The organism is Brevibacillus jepli (assembly GCF_047229145.1).
Lineage (GTDB): Bacteria > Bacillota > Bacilli > Brevibacillales > Brevibacillaceae > Brevibacillus.
Genome location: NZ_JBFEFW010000007.1, coordinates 36,006 through 58,286 on the forward strand (window position 1 = coordinate 36,006; position 22,281 = coordinate 58,286).

General features: G+C 47.8%; 17 protein-coding genes. 7 read left to right on the plus strand and 10 right to left on the minus strand.

Annotation, left to right across the window (positions count from 1 at the left end; genetic code table 11):
- Positions 1-40: 40 nt before the first annotated feature.
- The 5 genes from refZ to AB1L17_RS09475 form a co-directional block, all read right to left on the minus strand.
- Positions 41-643, minus strand: a complete 603-nt coding sequence (gene refZ, locus AB1L17_RS09455; RefSeq protein ID WP_412844704.1) for a forespore capture DNA-binding protein RefZ — start codon at positions 641-643, stop codon at positions 41-43.
- Positions 644-897: 254 nt separating this feature from the next.
- On the minus strand, positions 898-1,809 hold the full coding sequence (locus AB1L17_RS09460) for a hypothetical protein (protein WP_412844703.1): 912 nt from the start codon (positions 1,807-1,809) through the stop codon (positions 898-900).
- A 128-nt stretch (positions 1,810-1,937) separates the two neighbouring features.
- Positions 1,938-2,936: an MBL fold metallo-hydrolase gene (locus AB1L17_RS09465; RefSeq protein ID WP_412844702.1), complete on the minus strand. Its 999-nt coding sequence runs from the start codon at positions 2,934-2,936 to the stop codon at positions 1,938-1,940.
- Between the two features lie 66 nt (positions 2,937-3,002).
- The gene (locus AB1L17_RS09470; protein ID WP_412844749.1) at positions 3,003-5,237 is read right to left on the minus strand and encodes a sensor domain-containing diguanylate cyclase; all 2,235 of its coding nucleotides are present in this window, start codon (positions 5,235-5,237) and stop codon (positions 3,003-3,005) included.
- A gap of 38 nt (positions 5,238-5,275) precedes the next feature.
- Complete coding sequence (locus AB1L17_RS09475) at positions 5,276-5,857, minus strand: histidine phosphatase family protein (protein WP_412844701.1); 582 nt, start codon at positions 5,855-5,857, stop codon at positions 5,276-5,278.
- A gap of 230 nt (positions 5,858-6,087) precedes the next feature.
- On the opposite strand from AB1L17_RS09475, the gene AB1L17_RS09480 reads away from it, so the two are divergent.
- The 6 genes from AB1L17_RS09480 (at position 6,088) to AB1L17_RS09505 (ending at position 15,144) form a co-directional block, all read left to right on the plus strand.
- A complete protein-coding gene (locus AB1L17_RS09480) occupies positions 6,088-8,370 on the plus strand; it encodes a YcdB/YcdC domain-containing protein (protein ID WP_412844700.1) in 2,283 nt (760 codons plus the stop codon).
- A 290-nt stretch (positions 8,371-8,660) separates the two neighbouring features.
- Positions 8,661-9,260 (plus strand): 30S ribosomal protein S4, encoded by a 600-nt coding sequence (gene rpsD, locus AB1L17_RS09485; RefSeq protein WP_412844699.1) that lies wholly within the window; start codon positions 8,661-8,663, stop codon positions 9,258-9,260.
- A 205-nt stretch (positions 9,261-9,465) separates the two neighbouring features.
- Positions 9,466-12,606 (plus strand): transglycosylase domain-containing protein, encoded by a 3,141-nt coding sequence (locus AB1L17_RS09490; protein ID WP_412844698.1) that lies wholly within the window; start codon positions 9,466-9,468, stop codon positions 12,604-12,606.
- Between the two features lie 72 nt (positions 12,607-12,678).
- The gene (locus tag AB1L17_RS09495; RefSeq protein WP_412844697.1) at positions 12,679-13,311 is read left to right on the plus strand and encodes an N-acetyltransferase; all 633 of its coding nucleotides are present in this window, start codon (positions 12,679-12,681) and stop codon (positions 13,309-13,311) included.
- Positions 13,312-13,345: 34 nt separating this feature from the next.
- Positions 13,346-13,990, plus strand: coding sequence for a CBS and ACT domain-containing protein (locus AB1L17_RS09500; protein ID WP_412844696.1), 645 nt, complete (start codon positions 13,346-13,348; stop codon positions 13,988-13,990).
- Positions 13,987-15,144, plus strand: a complete 1,158-nt coding sequence (locus AB1L17_RS09505; RefSeq protein ID WP_412844695.1) for an acetoin utilization protein AcuC — start codon at positions 13,987-13,989, stop codon at positions 15,142-15,144. Before AB1L17_RS09500 ends, AB1L17_RS09505 begins: the two co-directional genes overlap by 4 nt.
- Positions 15,145-15,228: 84 nt before the next feature.
- Here the strand turns inward: AB1L17_RS09505 and AB1L17_RS09510 are convergent, their stop codons facing one another.
- The 5 genes from AB1L17_RS09510 to AB1L17_RS09530 all read right to left on the minus strand — a co-directional run bounded on the left by AB1L17_RS09510 (position 15,229) and on the right by AB1L17_RS09530 (position 19,702).
- Positions 15,229-15,939 carry an alpha/beta hydrolase gene (locus tag AB1L17_RS09510; RefSeq protein ID WP_412844694.1) on the minus strand — a complete coding sequence of 237 codons (711 nt, stop codon included), beginning with the start codon at positions 15,937-15,939 and terminating at the stop codon, positions 15,229-15,231.
- A gap of 130 nt (positions 15,940-16,069) precedes the next feature.
- On the minus strand, positions 16,070-17,002 hold the full coding sequence (locus AB1L17_RS09515) for a 5'-methylthioadenosine/adenosylhomocysteine nucleosidase (protein ID WP_412844693.1): 933 nt from the start codon (positions 17,000-17,002) through the stop codon (positions 16,070-16,072).
- Between the two features lie 40 nt (positions 17,003-17,042).
- Positions 17,043-18,053 (minus strand): catabolite control protein A, encoded by a 1,011-nt coding sequence (gene ccpA, locus AB1L17_RS09520; RefSeq protein WP_412844692.1) that lies wholly within the window; start codon positions 18,051-18,053, stop codon positions 17,043-17,045.
- Between the two features lie 115 nt (positions 18,054-18,168).
- Positions 18,169-18,477: a metal-sensitive transcriptional regulator gene (locus AB1L17_RS09525; RefSeq protein WP_412844691.1), complete on the minus strand. Its 309-nt coding sequence runs from the start codon at positions 18,475-18,477 to the stop codon at positions 18,169-18,171.
- A gap of 127 nt (positions 18,478-18,604) precedes the next feature.
- Entirely contained in the window at positions 18,605-19,702 is a 1,098-nt protein-coding gene (locus AB1L17_RS09530) for a bifunctional 3-deoxy-7-phosphoheptulonate synthase/chorismate mutase (protein WP_412844690.1), read from the minus strand.
- Positions 19,703-20,016: 314 nt separating this feature from the next.
- Between AB1L17_RS09530 and AB1L17_RS09535 the strand changes: the two genes are divergently transcribed.
- Complete coding sequence (locus tag AB1L17_RS09535) at positions 20,017-22,176, plus strand: cell division protein FtsA (RefSeq protein ID WP_412844689.1); 2,160 nt, start codon at positions 20,017-20,019, stop codon at positions 22,174-22,176.
- Positions 22,177-22,281 lie beyond the last annotated feature (105 nt).

Consider the following 22,281-nt stretch of genomic DNA (forward strand, 5'->3'; position numbering starts at 1 on the left):
ACATCCCCTTACTAGAATCATTCATTGGGAGAGGCCACGCCTAAGCGGGCAGCAAAGAACCTCGCAGATAACACATGATCGAGGTTTGCAGCCATTGGACGAACTCCTCGGAAGATGGCTCCAGATCATAGACCTGCCGAACCATTTGTGGTTGCAAAAATGGATATATCATCTGGCTCGTCATCGCCAGTACTGTACGATCAATAGAGACGGGTAGAAACTCACCCGAAACGACTCCGCTTTCGAGTACACGCGAAAGCCCGTGCTTCCATCGGCTAATATATAGCGTCATTACTTCACGTGCAAGCATAGATTCCACGCTCAGCTCACGGTGAATCAAGCGCGTAATAGGCGCATGCTCACACTGAAATCGCAAATACAGCTGCACAACTTGTTCCAATCGTTGATAGGCAGGGATGCTTTCCTGTTCGTTATCCAGTTCTTCCAATAAGCGAAACAACGTCTCAAAGTAAGAAGCAATCAGCGTCTCCAGGACCCCTTGCTTCCCTTCGAAGTGATAGGAAATCAGCGCGGAATTTACTTGAGCAACAGAGGCAATTTGTCTTACGGAGGTCCCTTTGTAGCCGTGTATATCAAAAAGCTTCGCTGCTGCGGACAAAATACGCATTTTCGTCTGATCCATCAGGCATCTTTCCCATTGTACAGATTATTCGACGAAAAAAGATAGTCTTGTTGTAAGTTCGACAATGTTTTCCAGTATTCCTTCTCGTCATGCGGGTTCTATCGAAAAAAACCGCTCTTTCCTACTTTATTCCACATAATAAGTACGTAAAAACCTACTTACAAGTTACCCAACATTTCGATTTTCCCTGACAGAAAAAAGACGCTCCTTGTCAGTCGGTGAGAAGGAACGTCTCACATGATTACTCCTACCCCTTATTTGCGCGTTTCCGTTGGAGCCGGGATCGGGGTTACTTGTCCATATTGCTGCAAATATGTCTCGACTTGCGAATGCTCTTTTACACGCTGATCATTCAAATCATACGAAGATCGAATCGACATCGTCAGATTGGTTGGCAGCTTCGTTTTTTTGTTGTAGTGAATGGTGTACTCCGCTTCCACTTCCATCTGGTTCACGAGCTCGTTTATATCCACCTTTTTCTTGGATTGAATCGTTGAACCCGATTGTCGAGCTGGCACTCCCCTCCAGTTGCCCTCAGAGAGTGACATCGCTATCTTTAGTTTGGGTATGTAGGGTTTTTCTCGCCCTGGTATCGCTTGAATTTTTGCGCCTGGCTTCGTTTGTTCTTGCATTTGTGCAACAAGCCAGCTTTTTAGTTTTGCAGAGTCCAATACAACGCCTAGCGCTTCAAAGTCATCATTCGGATTTTCATCGGGCAGCATACGGACGGTTCGTTTCATCGTATCGATTTGCTGAAAGGAAGCGATGGGGCTCCAGTTGTTCATTTCTTGCTGCAAGGCAGGACTATCCCCTGCAACATTTTTCCAGCCTTCGTTTTGTCCATCCTTGGTGTACAGCTTCTCCCCTTGTCGCAGCAAAGAAACGTCATCCACCCGGTTTTCTTCTGGCACAGAGAGCTTCACGTTCATGTAGACAGCATCTCCATCTTTTCGCCCCGAAAAGTTAACCATGTTCGCGTTGGAACTGTTCGCCGTCAACAGCTTGGTTTGACCGTAGAACGCATACGAATTCTGCGAGTCAAACTTGTCACGCACCTGCTCAAATGTCGTACTCGGATCTTGCTTCACACTCATATTATTACAGCCACCTACCACAACTGTACACACAAGAGCCATCACGCAAATGGTCCAATACTTCTTCTGCATAGATGCTTCCCTCCCTCGGCTACCCTGGGCAAGCCGCAACTGGGTGCGCGCAGGGTAATAGTCCCTTTTAGCGTTTCCGGGGAGGAAAGGGCTTATTCTGATTGCAGCTTCCCTTGCACGATCAGGCTTTACAGGTGGTAATACAAAATGCCATCCTGTTCTCTCACTTCAATCTGATGGAGAATCATCAATAAATCGATGTGCCCCAGCGTCTCCGATATCGTCAATGGCAATTCCTTTTGGTACAAGGCCGGAAAAAGAAGAGCATTCAGTTCAAAAGCCGTCTTTTCCCCATCTGCTAGGAGCCTGCGGAGTGTGTCTGTTCTCTGCCAGTTCTTTTGCAAACGAGCGAGTACGAGCTCTCGATGATTATAGACAGGCTCACCGTGTCCACTGAGGACTTGTTCAATCTCCATATCCGCACACATTTGCAGTGCCGTGCGATACTGAATCAAGGTAAGCGGCCGCGTGCTTGAGCGATCCCGAGGAGGTTCAATGAAAGCATTGGAAGAAATATGCTTGATGATATGGTCTCCACCAATCAATACCTGATCCTTTGCCCGATACAACGAGAGATGGCTCTGGCTGTGTCCTGGTGTATACAGTACCTGCCAGTCCTCCAGATACGGAACCTTCTGCTCATGCTTTAGATGGAAGTCAATCTGGCTTGGTGCCGAAAACGTCTTCATCAGCTTATGAAATTTGGCGATAATGATCATCATTTTGTCAGGTAAACCGCTCTTGATGTACAGATCTTCAAAAAACTGATCATGGAACTTCATAAACTCCTCATCCTGCTGTACATAAGGAGTGGCCTGCGGATGGGCATACGTTTTCGCCCCGGATATTTGCCTTACTTTTTCCAGCTGGCCGCAATGATCCACATGATGATGCGTCAGTATGACTTGCTCGATGTCTTTCACACTTACTCCGATCGATTCCAAGCCTTCTGTCAAGGCCGCCCACGCCTCGTCGGTCAATGGACCAACATCGATCAGGGTCAAGCGCTCACCTTTTAGCAGGTAGACGTTCACTGCTCCCACATCAAAAGGCGTGGGAATCTCCAGACAAAAAATATCGGATGCCACTTGTGTTGCGATCGTTTGCTTACCATTATTCGTTGTCATTTTTTATCTACCCCTCAAGTTTTGTGCCTTTTTTTCCGAAAAGAGAAAAGAGCCATTGTTTTGGCTCTAGGCGAGAACAACTTGATTTCTACCGGAATTTTTGGCTTCATACAAAGCGATATCGGCTTGATGAAACAGAGCTTCTACACTCAGGTTTACGTCCATTTCTCTGTTCCATTTCGCGAGTCCGCATGAGATCGTGACTTGTGGTGAGGTCTCCTGCTCGACGCATTCCCGTATGCGTTCTGCCACGGCATGCGCGGTGTTTTTGTCCACTCGCGGCAAATAAACAGCGAGCTCTTCCCCACCCCATCTTGCTGCGATATCACTATCGCGGATGCTATGTCGAATCAGATTGGAGACCTGAATCAATACCTCGTCCCCTACCTGATGGCCAAATGTATCATTCACCGTTTTAAAATAATCTATATCGATCAAAATCAACGAGCCGTAGTTGTCTTTCTGCAAGGAGCCTCTTACTCGTTCATTTAAATACCTTCTTGTAAACAGGCCAGTTAAATTATCGGTAATGACCATCCGCTCCATTTCATTATGAAGGACGGCGTTAGTCATCGCCAAGCTCGCATGCTGGCCAAATATTTCGAGTAGTTTGTAGTCATCAAAACTAAAAAAATGATACCGGGAATCTGCGACTAGAAGTACTCCACTGATTTCTCCCTCGACAACGAGCGGAACACCCATGAGTGAACAACACGAAAAGAGCGAAAAGGGCAGTGGTCCTGCACCTGGCTGAGCCAGTAACAACGCCTGCTTATTTTGTAATATTTGCTGAAATGGCTTTTCCGTAGCGTCAATGACCATGCCATTAAACGCAGGAAGCGAGGACGAGAGCACATCGAAGCAATCCTCTCCTGGCGTTTTTCGCAAAATGGCACAAAACTCGGCATCAAATGTTGCCCGCATCATGGTCGTAACAAAATCGAGAATTTCCTTTAAATCAAGACTTCTGTTCAATTGACGTGCCATCTCATTAATCAAACGCAATTCTCGAATCAAATTACGCGATTGCTGATAGAGCTGGGCGTTTTCAAAAGCCGTTCCAGCAGTATCCGCCAAGATCGAGATGTAGTCCTTTTCATGCTGATTCAAGGTGATTCGCTGATCGGACGTGACTTGCAAAACGCCGTAGATACCTTGCTTGCCCAAGAGTGGCGCTGCAATCACCGTCACCTGCTGCTCCCCTTCGCCCAAGTCTTCGGCAATGAGTCGTCCTTCCAGATAAGCCTTGGTACTGGTAGACGGCTCTACTTCCTGGAAAGAAAGCTGTTTGACTGGTGTTGTAGCATTGGGCTCAACCGTCAGGAAAAGCTCTGCGGACAAGTACGGATAAAGACTAGGAATACTCGTTACGATTTCATGCAAAACGTCATTCACATCAATCGATGCTTGAATCTTCGACATCAACTGGTACAGTAAATCTTTCTTGCTCGCTTCACGGCGCAGGTCGTCCGACATGATCGAACGCCAAAGCGCACAGCTTGCCTTCGCTCCTATCTCCTGCAAAAAGGCAACGTCTCGTTCATCGTAGAAGCAATCTGTCTCTTCAGGCGGCAAATGCAAAAAAAGTGCATAGAGTGGGGCTTGGTTCAGTGACACAGGAACAACGACAAGCCTGTGGTTATCGAGGATGGATGGCATGATCGGCGACGTACCGAATCTCGTCACCAGCTGAGCAATGTGTGATTGTCCGACCTCGGCTTCCTGTGTTGTGACACTTTCCTGTGGAATTAACGTGGCATTGTCCGTGAGCTTCACAGCCGAACAATAACCTTTTTGGATGATATCACGAATCTGACCTGTCAAGCTTTGCAACAGCTCTCTGGTCGTATCATGCAACGTCAAATCCGTAACAATCTGACTTGTGACGTGTTGAATATAAGCATCATATCCCATGCGAATCAATGGCTCCAGCCCGCGCATGTAGGATGACAAATCGAAATCGATTTGGTCTTTGGGCGCAATCATGCCGATGACAGCACGAACCCTTCCATCGTCTTCACACAAAGGAAAGGCTCCACAAATGTTCTCGCTTTTCGTTGTTACTACGACCTCTTTGGAACCCTGTGCCTCCAAAATAAAATCAAAGACTTTGCCATTCGATACATCATGTTGCAAGGTTAGCCCTTGAGAATTCCGAGATTGACCAACCTGCATTTCCATGAAGTTGATTACACGCCCCCCGGAATCTGTCAAGAAAAGGATGCCTGGGCGCTTTTCCGGCCAAGATTGTAAGATAAAATGGGCCGTGTAGGAAAAGACTGTCTCTAACTTCCCCAACATTTTACTTGACACGAGAAACTCCCTCTCTCAGCATTTTCTCAAGCTTTCAAATGGTCTGTATCATTTACGGATAGAACTTCCCACCTGCTATCTACATACCGAAAAATCGTAATGCCGGTATTATCGATACGTGTGATGCCCGTACCTTGTTCCCCCACCGTCACATAATGCAAGAAGCTATTAATGAGACCGCCATGCGAAACAACGACAATCGCCTCACCTGGATGGCTCCCTGCTATTTCTGTCAAGGCCGCTACAGCACGTCGCTGCATGTCTTCAAACGTCTCAATCCCACAGGAGGCTTCATCCTGATTCTCAAAGCGCTCACGTATTTCTTCATAAGTGAGTCCCTCCCACTGCCCATAGCAGCGCTCCCGCAAGGTTGGCCGCGTAGAAACAACGGATTGGAAGTTTCCAGCAATCTTGGCAGCCGTCTCGTGTGCTCGACTAAGATCGCTAGAATAAACAGCGTGAATCGCCTCGCCCATGAACTTGTTTGCGACTTGCTCGGCCTGACGTACACCGAGCTCGTTCAATGCGATGTCACTGTGACCTTGTATACGACGAATCTGATTCCACTCCGTCTCTCCATGACGAATGAGATACATGATGGTTTCCAAGACGTTCTATCTCCTTACCGTTTACGTATTCTATGGATAGTATTCTTTATTATATAAGATGCATGTTCACAATTCTAGATTGATAAAAAAACATTTGGTACAAAATTCCTATATTTCATTCCTTTCTGCAAATACTAGGCTCTTTTTTTTATGGATTTGAACTGAAACGATCTCTTACTTCCTCTCGTCAGAGGTGATAAGAAGAATTTGACATCGTTGGAGGGGTTCCTATGAAACCTTGGATCATTCGTTCTAGCTCGTTTGTTCTATCCGCTAGTCTGTTGCTGCCTGTAGCACAAGCGCATGCACAATCACCTGCTATGAGTACCACCAAAATCGCAAACACTACAGCACAAGCAGATATCGTGGCACAAGCTGCTGCAAGCAATGTGAAGCTGTCCAAAGAAGCAGCTCTGAAGCTCGCCACAAAAATCGTGCCTACCGCTGGGATGATGGTTCAGAATGTGTCGTTTCGTTCGGCGGACACCTGGCGCCCATTTCCTGAGTGGTCATTTAGTTGGGTGAAAAAAGATGCGGACAGTGGAGAAACGCTACTTTCATACAGCGTCGGTATCAACGCCAACACCGGGGAGTTGACCTCCTATTCTCGATATGCGGAAGATGCCTCTTCTACACCGTATGCGAAAAGAGTCTCCTACGAAGAAGCCAAGAAGCAGGCACAGCTTTTTTTCGAAAAGAACAATGCTGAAAAAGCAGAAGAGACACGACTTTATTCGCGTGATACACCTCAGCCAAAAACACCACTAGATTCGGATTTCTCTTATAATTTCCGCTTTGTCCGAGTCGTCGATGGAGTCCTCTTTCCCGATAATGGTGCAGATGTATCAGTAGATGGCTCCGGTACTGTAACGAATTACTCCTTGTCATGGAACGATGTCAAGTTCGAGAAAGCAGGCAGTAATCTCTCTCAAGAGGAGGCAGAAAAGCTTTTCAAAGAGTTGGCACAACCTAAGCCCGTTTACTTATTGCCGTACGATCGCAGGGAGGTTAAAAAGCCGCAACTAGGCTACATGAATCCATTTACGTTCTACATCGATGCTGAAACTGGAGAAGCGATGACTCAATCACTAACTCCACGAAAACCGGCGCAAAAACCTGTCCCTGTAAGCAGCACTAGTCTGTCGGCCCGACACAGTGGTCAGGCTCTTACACAGGATGGGGCTGTCAAATCCGCGGAAAAAGCATTGAATCTCTCCAATTATGAGCTGCGTTCGGCTAACTACAATGAAAGGGACTATGATGGAAACCGACCTGTCTGGGACCTCGAATTCGCAGAAAAAGGCAAGGAAAAAGAGGGCTACGCATACGTTGCGATCGATGCCGTGACAGGAGACATTTATAGATTCAACAAAGATTTCCGCATCTATAAAGGTCAACAAAAAGCTTCCAAAAAACCAGATATAGAAAAAATGAAGGAAAAGTCCAGCGAGTACATTCGGAAATGGACACCGACTACGGCTCATCAGCTCTATTGGATGGATCAATCTGAGGAGGACAAAAACAATTCCGATTCGGATCGTACTTATCTCCAATTCCACCGTATTGTAAATGGAATGGAAGCAGCGAGCGGTTCGGCCCATCTGACTTTTGACACAGAGACGGGAGAGCTGTTGTCCTATAGCTCAGTTGTCGGCAAAGAAGAATACCCGGCGCAAGCTCCCAAGCATTTATCAGGAGACGAGGCCAGCGATAAATGGTGGACAGAAAGCGAAGTAGAAGCGATTTATGCGCTAGTACCCCTTAGTCCTGAAGATACCAAACGGGCTGAAGAGCAGCCTTCCTTCATACCGAAGCGCTCAGCCAAGATCGTTTATCGGGCGACGGCTACATCGTATGAGCAGCCGTATTACCTAGACGCAATCACTGGCGATTGGCGCTCCAATGTCAATGGAAACGTGATTACCCTGCACCGCCCTGCTCCTGCCGACTTAAAAGGACATCCAGCGGAAAAGGAACTCTTGCTGATGTATGAATATGACGCTCTTTCCTTAGAAAATGGCAATATCCTGCCGCAAAAACCGATCACGCGCGGCGAAATGATCGAAATGCTCATGATCAGCCTCAATCAAGGCAGAAACTATCCAGAGTACTCTATGGAACGCAAGGCAACTTACAGCGACGTAGCAAACGGCTCGCGCTACTTCTCGGCAGTAGAAGGCGCTGTCGACCGCGGCCTTCTTGACAAGAATGCTTCCAAGCTGAACCCAAATGAGACCATTACGCGTGAAGAGCTGGCAGACATGATTGTGCGGGCGCTCGGTTACAAAAAGCTAACTGACTTCCCTGACATGTTCCAGTCACAGTTCACAGACATCGCCAATTCGAAACACCGTGGCTCTATCGTTATTGCGACAACGCTTGGCATCATTCCAGCTGACAAGCAGAAGTTCCAGCCACAAAGCCTTGTCCCTCGTGCGGATGCAGCGATCACGTTTACCCGCTTCCTCGAAAAACGGGGTTCACAAGATCCGTCTACTCTGTTGCGTAAATAATCCCAAAAAGCGCCATTCGTCCCACTTCTTGCGGCGAATGGCGCTCTTCTTTTCCTTGACTTCACTATATCTCGCCTAGTATTATTGAATGTATGTGTACAGGGTAGCATTGATTGTAGGTAAAAACGGAAGGATATACCCTCTTAGTTCCCTCCCTTTACAGACTGCGGCTGACCATCTGTGAGGAGCACGATGCGGAAACGCTACCGTCCGAAGTTCGTGTAGATAAAGAAGGAACTAACCTGCCGGAAGTAAACACCTGCGAATCCACATTAAAGGAGAATGAATACATGTCACGTTACACAGGACCTCGTCACAAACTTGCCCGTCGTCTGGGTATCTCCCTCGATGGTACAGGAAAAGACATCAAACGCAACTTCCCTCCTGGTCAACACGGTCACAACAACCGTCGTAAACTGAGCGAGTACGGAATCCAGTTGCAAGAAAAGCAAAAACTGCGCCACATGTTTGGCCTTAACGAAAAACAATTCCGCCGCACTTACGACCAAGCTAACAAAATGGCTGGCGTAGCGGGCGAAAACTTCATGAAATTGCTGGAATCCCGTCTGGATAACCTGGTATACCGTATGGGCTTCGCTCCAACTCGCCCAGCTGCTCGTCAGTTGGTAAACCATGGTCACTTCCTGGTTAACGGCAAAAAAGTAAACATCCCATCCTACCGCGTACAACCGGGTGATGTAATCTCCATTCGTGAAAAGTCCCGTGGTCTGCAACTGATCAAGGACTCTCTGGAAAGCCGCACTTTCCTGCCGAACTACGTTACATTCAACGACGCTGCTGCTGAAGGTACCTTCACTCGTCTGCCAGACCGTGAAGAAATGCCAGCTGAAATCAACGAAGTTCTGATCGTTGAGTTCTACAGCCGTTAATCGTCTTAGGATAATAAAGAAAGAGCAGTGCCACTTGTTGGCCTGCTCTTTTTTTGTTACTTTTGCGCATTCCTGTGAAGTCTTCGAAATGAATACGCTTGACAGCTTTCAACGCTTTTTGACATTTTTCTATCCGCTTCTCACCTTCTATCCTCTAGGTTCCTCGTATGGTATAATCAGGTGGTATGCTAGGGGGTCGTAGACTATGTCGAATAACCACACATCTTCCTCTGAACCGGCGAAGAAAAAGCGACGCAGAAGCCGTGGTAGGACGTTCTGGATCATCTTCCAAATCGTCTTCGTACTAGGGCTAATGGGAGCTGCAGTCGCGGGAGGAATCGTGACAGGTTATGTTGCCGCACTCGTGAAGGACGAGCCTGTGCGCAGCAAGGAGGAACTGGAGAATAAGATCTTCACTAACTATCTGACTGGATTCGCCTACTACAACGACGGCTCTCTCATCGGCCAATTACGTGCCGAAGAAGGCGATCGACGTTTGGTGAAGAAAGCAGACGTTTCTCCCTATTTAATTAATGCCATCATCGCAACTGAGGACAAAAACTACTATCACCACTCTGGGGTCTCTTTCCAATCCACCATGCGTGGAGCGATCCAGGATGTCACCAATCAGCCTGTCGTAACAGGTGGTAGTACGATTACACAGCAGCTTGTAAAAAATACGATCCTCTCCGCTGAGGTCAGCCACACACGCAAGGCACGAGAAATCTTCAGCGCAATACGGATCGAGCGCATGTTTTCCAAAGATCAAATACTGGAAGCCTACATGAACGAAATTTACTTCGGGAAAAACGCCAACGGCTCAAACGTATACGGAGTTCAGGCTGCCGCAAAAGGAATTTTTGGCAAAGATGTAAAAGAGCTTGGGCTCGCTGAGGGCTCTTACCTTGCGGGTATGATTCAAAACCCAGGTGCCTACTCTCCATTCCGTGCAGAAAGCTATCAGCGCGGTAAAGAACGCCAAAAAATGGTATTGGATCGCATGATGGAAAATGGCTACATCACACAAACCCAATACGATGGAGCTCTCGCCAGTGATTTGAAGGCACAGTTGGCCAAACCGACACAGCAAGCTTATCGAGAAGTTCCTTTCTTGATGATGGAAATTGAAGATCGCGCTGCTCGCCAACTTGTCGATGCTGATCTCTTGGAAAAAGGACGCGACAAATCAACCATTGGTCGTAATGAATACCGACAGCTGGTTGAAGATAAACGTCGCGATATTCTCCGAAAAGGGTACAAGATACATACCACGATCGACAAGAGTGTCTATGACATCATGCAGGCTGTTGCAGCTGATCCGAAAAACTTCGGTAAAAATCGTACTTATACGATTCGACGCTCTAACGGCAAAACAGAGAAAATCGAGAACGCACTGGAAGAAGTCGGTGCAATGCTGATTCACAACAAAACAGGAGCAATCCTCGGCATGATCGGGGGACGCGACTTCAAGGTCGAACAAACGAACCACGCTACCGTACCACGCCAGCCCGGCTCGGCCATGAAGCCTCTCGCTGCTTATGCTCCTGCTTTTGAACTGGGACTCTTGCAGCCAGCTTCTCCAATCGATGACGCTCCGGTGCTACTCGCTGACGGCCAGAACGGTTCCCATCTACCGAAGAACTGGAACAACAAATGGCAAGGGATTATGAGTGCCCGTGAAGCTCTGCGGATGTCCTGGAACATTCCGGCGATCAAAACGTATTTGAAAGTTGGCATTCCAACGGCACTCGAATACGTGAAGAAAATGGGTATCACGACATTGGTCGATGCCGATAACTATGCAGCAACAGGCGTAATTGGCGGACTTACCTATGGAACAACTGCTGAGGAAATTACGAACGCCTATGCGACATTTGCTAACCACGGCTCTTTCGTTGACGCCTATCTGATTGATCGAATTGAGGACAACACCGGCAAAGTGATTTATCGCCATGAAACCAAGCCAGTGCAAGTGTACAGCGAACAGACAGCATACTTGATCACAGACATGATGCGTTCTGTCGTCAATAACGGTACAGGTACACACGTCCGCAAATACGTGCCGCGCAAAGTCGATGTGGCGGGTAAAACCGGTACGACGAATAACAGTAATGACCTCTGGTTCGTAGGATATACACCAGAGCTGTCCATGGGTGTATGGGTTGGCTTTGACGAGCCGTATCCAATGCCAGACGCAGACAAATATGTTCCCATGGTCGTTTGGGGTAAGGTTATGAAGGATGTCATTGCAAAGCACCCGAACCTTTCACCGCCAGACTCATCCTTCAAAAAACCAGCAGGAATTGTCAGCGCGACTGTTGACTCGAAATCAGGCCTTTTGCCAAGTGAGCTATCGAAAGAAGCTGGCCATTTAATTACAGATATATTCAACAGCCGATTCGTTCCTACGAAAGTGGACGATACACACCAAAAAGCACGCCTCATTACGTATAATGGCGAACGCTATTTGGCGAAGGAAGGAACACCTGAGGATTTCGTTACCGAAGGCGTCTTCTACCGCTCACCTGATCCACTGCCTACCAAGGAGCAGATTCAAGCGAAAAACAGCAGGGTCGCCACCCAACCACCAGATTGGGAGCAGCGCCTGCCTGACAAGGAAGACCCTCGCACGGAGGAGGGTGGTACGCCATCTTCACCAAGCGGTGTAACGGCTACTGGTTCAGGCAAGCAAATCACGCTTACCTGGCAATCAGCCAAAGAAGCTGACTTGGTCGGTTATCGCATCTACCGCGCCGATGTACAAAATGGCTTTGTCAAAGTAGCGACGGTGAAAGATCCTTCAGAATTGACTTTCGCGGACACAACCGCTACCCAAGGGGATTTGGGCTATTATGTCACTTCTGTAGATATCGCCGGCAATGAATCGCAACCTTCTGCGATCGCTTCTGTCGGTTCAACACAGACATGGCAACTGCCTGATCCAAATCAAGGCACAGACACTGGCATTCCAAATCCGAGCGAAAATAACGGAAATAGTGAAACAGATCCAGATGGAACGGCTACTCCCCCATCGGAAGGATCAGAAGGAACGAATTCAAACACGGATGCAGCTTCACCACCTTCTGCTCCGAAGTCCTTGTCCATCAAGAATACGCCAAACGGCTGGCAGCTTAAGTGGAAAGGTAGCGGCTCAGCTGACCAGATGTACAACGTATACTTTAGCCCAGATGCTGCAAGCGGCTACTTGCTACTCGGTACAGTCTCTTCCACAAGCTATACACACGCGGCAGAAGTACCGAACGGCAGCAACTATTACATTACAGCAGTCAACAGTTACGGAGAATCGCCACATTCTAACATCGTAACTGCCAACACCACTGAATAAACTGGAACTAGAACTCGCAGAGATGGTTTTGACGCCATCTCTGTTTTTCTACAAACGTAAGGGGGGGAACTGATGGAACACATCAAACGCTATCATTCATCTAGCCTGATTGTGAACGACAAGGAACTGCTCATCGAGGGACCGATTACAGGAAGTCATCTGGCCTCATTACGCTTTGATGAAGGATTAAAAGCTTTTCGTGTACCCGAGCAACAGCATGAGGCTCTCGTAGAAATCGCCGATTTGCCTGAAGGTCGCATTATTATTGCCCGTGAAGGTGATCTCGTACTCGGCTATGTGACCTTTCTGCATCCTGATCCACTCGAACGCTGGTCACAAGCACAACTACCTGATTTGCTGGAGCTCGGTGCTATCGAGATCAGCCATAAAGTAAGAGCTGGCGGTGTAGCCAAGAAGCTTCTTGAAATCGCATTTTTAGATGACGCGATGGAAGACTACATCATTATTACGACCGAGTATTACTGGCATTGGGATCTAAAAGGAACGGGACTCGATGTATGGCAATACAGAAAGGTCATGGAAAAGGTCATGGGTAGCGTAGGCTTGAGCTGGGTGGCAACTGACGATCCGGAAATATGCTCACATCCCGCCAACTGCCTGATGACGAAAATCGGCAAACGTGTACCGCCAGAAACAATCGTAGCATTTGACGCCATGCGTTTTCAGAATCGATTTCTTTACTAGTTTGGATGCCTTTTGATTCCAGGAGGTCACTCATATGCGTATTGAAGAGATTATGCGGAAAAACATTGTCACCATCCAGCCATCCACTGCCATCGGAGAAGCTCTCCTGCTCCTTCGTGCAAACAGAATCAGGCATTTGCCTGTCATTGAAAACGACTGCCTTGTAGGCATTGTCTCTGATCGCGACCTGCGCGATGCTCTCCCCTCTTGCTTGCTGACTCACGACGATGACGACACCGTCCTGCACAAGCCTGTAGCCGATATCATGAACCAACATGTCATCACTGCCCACCCTCTGGATTTCATCGAAGACGCAGCCCTCCAATTATATGAGCACAAAATCGGATCATTACCCATCGTCGAAGGGAATCGACTAGTTGGATTGATTACGGAATCTGATCTGTTCTCAAGCCTGATCGAATTGTTCGGCGTAAACAAACCAAGCTCCCATATTGAAGTAGAAGTAGATGACCGCGTAGGAATGCTGGCCGAAGTCAGCCAAGTCTTTCGCGAAGCACAAGTGAATGTCACGAGCGTCGTTGTCTTTCCAGGGAAAAAGCCCGCGAAAAAGAACCTCGTTTTTCGGGTACAGACGATTGATCCGCGCATTGTGACGCAGTTGCTCCTTGAAAAAGGCTTTTCCGTGATCGGCCCTACGGAAGGAGGGATACTCCTGTGAGCCGAAATGCTCGTCTGATCTACTCTCCAGACTACACGCAATATTATTTTCATGATGATCATCCGTTCAACCAGCGTCGTCTGCTCCTCACTCACGATCTGATGAGCAGCTACGGAATTATCAGAGAATCAGACATCATGGCTCCGCGACCAGCTACAGATGAAGAGCTCGCCCTGGTTCACGATCCTCGTTATATCGAATTTGTTCGCGATCAGGGCCATAGTGAACAAGAACTCCCACAGGCAGCCAGCTATGGCTTGGGAACGGAGGATGTTCCCTGTTTTTCCAACATGCATGAAGCAGCCTCGCTAATTGTCGGCGGTACGCTACAAGCGGTGGAAGCGGTCATGAGCGGACAAGCAGAACACGCCTTCAATCCCGCTGGTGGACTGCATCATGCTTTTCGCGGACGGGCTTCTGGATTTTGTATTTACAACGATTGCTCAGTCGCGATCGCGTATATGCGCAAAAACTGGAATGCACGCGTGCTGTACATCGACACGGACGCCCATCATGGCGATGGGGTTCAATGGGCGTTTTACGATGATCCGAATGTACTGACTGTATCCATCCACGAAACGGGAAAGTATCTCTTCCCGGGAACAGGCAATTTGTCTGAGCGTGGAGATGGAAGCGGTTACGGTTATTCTGTTAACGTTCCGCTCGATGCCTTTACAGAAGACGATTCTTTTCTGGAAGTGTATGAAGAGCTGGTGTCAAAGCTAGCGGCTGGCTTCAAGCCTGATGTCATCCTGACCCAAAACGGTTGTGACGCCCATGCCTACGATCCACTCACGCATTTGTCTTGCTCAATGAAGATTTATCAAGCCATCCCTCGTCTTGCCCACCGACTCGCTCATGAATATTGCGACGGTCGCTGGATTGCTGTAGGTGGCGGGGGCTATGATATATGGCGGGTCGTGCCGCGAGCGTGGACGTTGGTATGGAGTGAAATGAGCGATCAGCCTCTTACAGATGGTGATCTTCCAGCAGACTGGCTCAAACGCTGGCAACCAGAGACGGATTTGCCATTACCGCCTCGGCTATTTGACGAACCATTCCCAACAATCCCACGACGAGCAGAGATCACGGAAAAAAATCGGCTTACGCTAGAGCGTGCCATGCTGTATGCTCCCATTGGAACAGAGACATAAAAAAAGGCGATGTTTTAAGGGAAGCCATTTTGACTTCCCTTCATTCGCTTTTTAAGAAGATTATGCATCAATCATTTTTTATTATCATTTAACGTATATATGTTTTTTCAGCCATTGTCTGAAATACTGCAACTGTTCCTCCGTATGGAAATAGTGTTCTCCATTCTCCATTACTTCCAAATTACAGTTAAAACGTTTATTAAATTCAGATACAACGTCAAATTCACATAGGTTATCTGCTGAACCATAGAGAATTGAAGTTGGATGATTCCAAGTAACAATAGGATGTTCTTTCACATAACAGTAGTAGTCCCAATAGAGAGTTTGTCCAATAGGTGTAGAAATTTCTTTCTCTATTTTTAGTCTACTCTCACTTATGTTAAACCATATCATCATATTATTTATGATACGTTCCATATTTACCACAGGAGAGAGAAACAAACACTGCTTCAACGGCTCATGGCTATATTCTAAAAGGCTAAAATATGCTCCCATGCTACAAGCAAAAATGCTTATATGATTTGATAACGATTTTGCATAGGTCATAATTGTATGAAGGTCTTGAACACAGTTTTGAACATTGCAAAGATAAGTATCATCCTTACGGTCACCATGTTGAGGTAAATCAAAACTAAGCACTTGATAACCTACAGCTGTTGCTTCTTCTGCAAAAACAATAATCGAGTCATCTGCCTTATTTGACATGTTACCATGCACCACCACAAACAACTTATCTGATTTGTCACCCCACAAAATCACTGGAATATTTTCTATTTTAAAATTATTTTTTATCATTACAATTTATCCTCCATGAAATATAAATGATTCGTCTTGGCTCTCTAATGAAAAATCTTTGGCAAATTGAACAAAAGCGTGCAGCCCTCGTACCTACTGGTACTGGTCAGCACGCTTTTCCTTATTCCAGTTATCTCACAAGCTCTTCCAGCTCAGATGGAGCAAAGCCTTTTACCGCTTTATCGCCTACAACTGTTACAGGAACACCCATAAAGCCAAAGCGCTCTACTTCCTCTTGGTATGCACGACTCGTCATAACATCCCGCACTTCAAAAGAAACACCTTTTGCTGTCAGCCAATTCTTTACCATGTCGCAATCCACACAGTTTTTCGTCGAGTAAACGATCACGCCTGCAGCGGTTGATGGTTTGGATGCTGTCAGCATGTTACGGACAATCGCATACGAGCGCTGGGAGGCCAGCTTGGTAAATTCCACGAAATTCACATGTGCGGAGCCGTCTGCTTTATCCGACATCGAGCGGACTACAACAAAAGGCACGCCGTTCATGGCACATACTTGTCCAACAGATGCCCCTTCCATTTCGGTGCAGTGTGCTCCGAACTGCTCATACAGCCATTGTACCTTTTCCCGACTAGCAACGAACTGGTCGCCGGACAAGATACGTCCGCTTACTACTTGAACTCCCGCTTCCAGCTCCTTGCCCGCATCGATCGCTTGCTGCATCAGCCCGGAATCTGCTTGCCAGGTCCATTGCTCTGTAAAAGGAATCTGCCCTGGCACAAAGCCAAGTGGTGTCACGTCGATGTCGTGCTGGATGCAATCCGTCGAAACAACAATGTCACCAATATTGAGTTCAGGATGGACAGCTCCTGCCACACCTGTGAAAATAACACGTTCCACCTGGAATGAGTCGATGAGGATTTGCGTCGTCACGGCTGCATTGACCTTGCCGACACCTGACTTGCAAAGCACGACATCTTTGCCTTCCATTTTACCAGTATAATAGGTAATGCCTGCTTTTGTGGCAGTAGACGTTTCTTGCATGGCTTCCAAGTAAAGCGCGATCTCTTCATCCATCGCGCCAATAATTCCGTACCGCATCTTCCATCCCCCTCTTGCTGTCAATTACGTACCTATACGATCAAGAATGTTCAGGCTTGGTGCTCTCCCGATACTCGATCCGATGCGGCAGCAGAACAACATGCTCTTCTACGTTCTCATTATTCATGTACTTGGTCAACAGACGCATCGCAACCGCACCAATATCATACATCGGCTGTACGACAGAAGTCAGTCGCGGACGTACCATTTCAACCAAACGAATATTATCGTGGCCGATGACTTCGATGTCACCTGGCACGTTCAAGCCAGAATCTTGAATGGCATGGATTGCACCAATGGCCATCTCATCATTGGCCGCAAAAATCGCTGTAGGTGGATTTGTAAGAGCCAAAAACGATTTGGTTGTGGACAAGCCAGATTCATAAAAGTAGTTGCCTGTCGCAATCAGCTCTTCATCCAGCTCGATGCCAGCATCTTTCAATGCCTTTTTGTACCCTTCATAGCGCATCAACCCTGCCAATGGATCGTTTGCAGGACCCGCGATCATCGCAATACGCTTGTGCCCGCGTTGAACCAATGCTTCCGTCGCATCGTAGGCCGCTTGGAAGTGGTCGATACTAACCGACGGCAATACGTTATCCGCATCGCGTGTTGCGGCGAGTACAGTTGGAACAGACGTACTTGTTAATGCTTGCAAATGATCTTCCTTGATTTCTGCCCCCAGGAACAGAAGCCCGTCCACCTGCTTTTCGAGCAACGTATTGATGAGCTGCAATTCTTTCTCCATCCGCTGGTCAGAGTTACACAGGATGATGTTGTACTTGTACATCGTTGCGATATCTTCAATCCCACGCGCCAATTCAGAGAAGAACAAGCTGGAGATATCCGGGATGATGACACCAACTGTTGTCGTTTTTTTACTTGCGAGACCGCGAGCAACCGCATTTGGTCGATATCCCAAGCGCTCAATTGCAGCCAATACCTTTTTTCGGGTCAAAGGCTTTACGTTGGGATTCCCGTTAACTACACGGGAAACTGTCGCCATCGACACCCCCGCTTCTCTTGCTACGTCGTATATGGTAACCGGCATCATGCACCCTCACTTTCCCTATATATTGGTTTTCATAATCGTTTTCATAAATATATGCACCTATGATACGACAAGCCGTATGCCGTTGCAATCGTTTTTGACGGCTTGTGCACCGTTACTTCATGAGTTTGTTCATCGTTTTCAAGAGCTCATCAATCACTTCATGATCGCCTTGCTGAATGCGATCCATCACACAGCTTTTCATATGTCCTTCCAGGAGCATCTTCCCGACAGCATTCAGAGCTGACTGAACAGCAGCAATTTGATTCAAAATGTCGTCGCAGTAGACATCCTTCTCTACCATCCCACGAATTCCGCGAACTTGTCCCTCTACCCGATTGAGACGGGATATTAAATTGGACTTGATTTTGTCAGACCTTTCCGTGGACCGATCAGTCGAGCAGCATTGATGGTTGTCTTCCATATGGCCTATCCTCCTTCACCAATATCAGCACGTAATTCTAGCTTACTTGGTCATCATTGGTTCGTCAAATGACAAAGGCCCTCCTGCGCGCAGGAAGGACCTTTGTATCGTACCCTGAGGGAATATCTTACGCTCTTGTTGCCACGATCTCGCCTTTGTACAGGCCAGAAGCGAGCAGCTCATCAACGAACTCATTGAACTGTGGAATGTTCAATTGTTGCTTCGCATCGGACAGCGCCACGTCTGGATCCGGGTGAACCTCTACCATGATTCCGTCTGAACCCACTGCAAAACCAGCTTTCGCGCAAGGCAAGAGCAGATCACGACGACCTGTAGAGTGTGTCACGTCTACGAATACTGGCAAGTGCGTCTCCTGCTTGAGGAGTGGTACAGCCGAGATATCGAGCGTATTGCGTGTCGCTTTTTCATACGTGCGGATACCGCGCTCGCACAGCATAACTTGTGTGTTACCTTCGGACAGGATGTACTCTGCCGCGTAGATGAACTCTTCAATCGTAGCAGAGAGACCACGCTTCAAGAGGATCGGCTTGTTCACACGACCTGCCGCCTTCAACAGCTCGAAGTTTTGCATATTGCGTGCACCGATTTGGATCACATCGATGTATTTCGTCGCCATCTCAAGATCTGCTGGCGTCACGATTTCACTGATTGTCACGAGGTTGAATTCATCCCCGATACGCTTGAGGATTTGCAGGCCCTCTTCACCCAGACCTTGGAAGTCGTATGGCGAAGTACGAGGCTTGTACGCACCGCCGCGCAGTGTACGCAGACCGCGTTTTGCGTGGTTTTCTGCTACCGCTCTTACTTGCTCGTAGCTTTCCACGGAGCAAGGACCTGAGATGAGAATCGGATTTTTTCCTCCGAACTCTACGCCTTTTACATTGATAATGGTATCCTCTGCCTTTTTCTTACGGCTAACGAGGAGTACTTTTTTCTTATCGTCGTCTTGCAGATCTAATGAAACTTGGAAAATTTGCTTGAACAAATGACGAATGGCATTGTCATTGAAAGGACCTTTATTGTTTTCAACGAGCAGATTGAGCATTTGGCGCTCACGCTCTGGGTCAAAACGGTTGCTGCCCTGTTTTTCTTTTTCTTTGCCGAGCTCTTGAACCAAGGTAGCTCTTTGGTTGATCAATTCCAGAATTTGCAGGTTGATCTCGTCTATCTGCTTACGCATGGTTTCAATTTGATCGTGTGCCATCTCTCTCCACTCTCCTCTTTATTTATAGGGATTTATCGATAAATTAGGGTAATTATAATCGATTCATACATCCTTGTCAGCAGTTTAGCGCCAAAAAGCGCGAAAGTAAATTTTTTCTGTTTTTTTATCTTTTCCAATTATTCGTCAAACTGAAGAAGATTCCTTGATTCGACAGGATTTTTTCCTTTTCAAGTCGAAATAAATTGGATATATGTTCTAGCTAAAAGTGATTGTTCCTCTCCGATACAATCCAAAATCACCGATAAGTATGGTAAAGGCTTTTTGAACAACCTCTTACAAGGAGTGACCTACTTTTGTCTGACACCACAGCCCCTGAGCTTATTTTTTCATTAGATATTGGAACGCGCAGTGTCGTCGGCCTGATTGTTGAAACAACAGGTGAACAGTACCGTGTACTCGATTGCGCGATTCGAGAGCACGACGAACGCTCCATGCTCGACGGGCAAATTCACGATATTGTCGCCGTAGCCAAGGTGATTCAACAAATAAAAGAAGAGCTCGAAGGAAAATACGGCAAGCTTCATCAAGTAGCAGTCGCGGCTGCCGGGCGGTCTTTGCGCACCCGACGCGTTCGCGTGGACATGCCGTTAGCCAGACATGCCTTCATCTCCCGTGAAGATGTTGTAGCTTTGGAGTTCTCCGCTGTGCAGGAAGCTCAAGCTGGATTAGCCCAAGAATTAAAGGATCAAGACGTCACTCGCTACTATTGCGTCGGTTACAGCGTCGTCAATTACCACCTGGACGGAGAGCTGATCGGAAGTTTGATTGACCAGCGGGGTGACACCGCAAGCGCTGATGTGATCGCGACTTTCCTTCCACGCGTGGTTGTCGACTCGCTCATCGCTGCTCTGAAACGATGCGATCTGGAAATGCAGGCGCTGACGCTTGAGCCTATCGCCGCCATTAATGTCCTGATACCTGTGACCATGCGCCGACTTAATATCGCATTGGTGGATATCGGGGCAGGTACTTCTGACGTTGCACTGACTGAGGAAGGTGCCATTACCGCCTACGGCATGGTGCCTGTTGCAGGCGATGAAATCACAGATGCGCTCATGAACGCCTTTTTAATGGATTTTCCGATGGCGGAAGAAGTGAAGCGTCTCTTATCCACACAGGAGTCCGTCACCTTCACGGACATTCTTGGCATGGACCATACGATGAGCGCTGCCGAGGTAACGAGTGCGATTGAAGCAGACATCCAGCAGCTCGCCGATAAAATTGCCTTCAAAATACTAGAGCTCAACGGAAAAGCTCCGCAAGCTGTCATGCTGATCGGCGGTGGCAGTCTCACCCCTGGACTCACTGCAAAGGTCGCCCAGGTCTTGAATATTCCTGCCGCTCGCGTAGCTGTCAGAGGCGGCGATGCGATCAAGCAGTACGTCGGAGACAATCCTGCGCTCAGTGGACCTGAGTTCGTAACACCAGTCGGTATTGCTGTTGCTGCACGACGACATCCGTTGCGCTATGTAACCGTTACGGTAAATGACGCTCCTGTACGCATTTTCGATTTGCGAAAAATGACGTTGGGTGACGCCCTCATTGCATCCGGACTGGATATCCGCCGCCTGTATGGTCGCCCTGGATTAGCAATGACTGTCACAGTAAATGGACGCATGAAAATGATTCCGGGTGGTCATGGGACCGCTCCAGTTATCGAGCGCAATGGAGATTTCGTCAGTCTCGACACTCCGATCAGTGACGGCGACCACATTACGGTGATTGCAGGTAAAAACGGCTGTGATGCACAGATTTTTGTCAAAGACTTGTTCGATCAGCTGGATACGCTCGAAGTGATCTGCAATGATCGCCCTTACTCGCTCGGTCCAGTGGCTCATGTAAATGGGGTGGCTACCCCGCTCGATACATTAGTCTACGATCGTGCCGAGGTGGAAATTCGCCTTCCCCGCACAGTTTACGAAGTGCTGGAACTCGCAGAGCTGAAAGCGCCAAACGACGAAGTAGGCCTGCATTTTACGGTGAATGGACAAGACTATACGCTGCCGTCCCACATCGAGGTGATCGAACTGAATGGCAAGCCGGTAGCCTTGACAGATGTCGTTCGACAAGGCGATGTCCTCGTCTATAGGCTCGATGAAGTCCCCGCCCCTTCCATTCAGGATGTCATCCCCTTGGAAGACTGGGTCCAGGAGACAATGATTGTCCACTTCAATGGCGAACGGGTTGTATTGCCGGTCGCACAGGTAACGATTACCGTTAACGGGAAGGCAGCAAATGCCTCAGACCCTGTGAACGAAGGTGCCGACATCATGGTAAAATCCTCGCCTGCATCTACACCTGTTTTTAGCGACGTCTTCCGATTTGTCGAGGTTTCTTTGGAAAAGCCCGACCGTGAGAGCATCTCTGGATTCGTCATGCTCGTAAACGGCGAACAAGCCAACTTCCAGACAGAACTGAAAAGTGGAGACAAGCTGGAGCTATTTTGGGAGTAGGCTCTAGCTCCTCCCCTGCTTTCCTATAGAAAAGGCCGGTTTCACCTTGCTTGAGGTGTACCGGCTTTTTTACATTTTTTTGCTTTTCTCCTGTTGACCCTCACA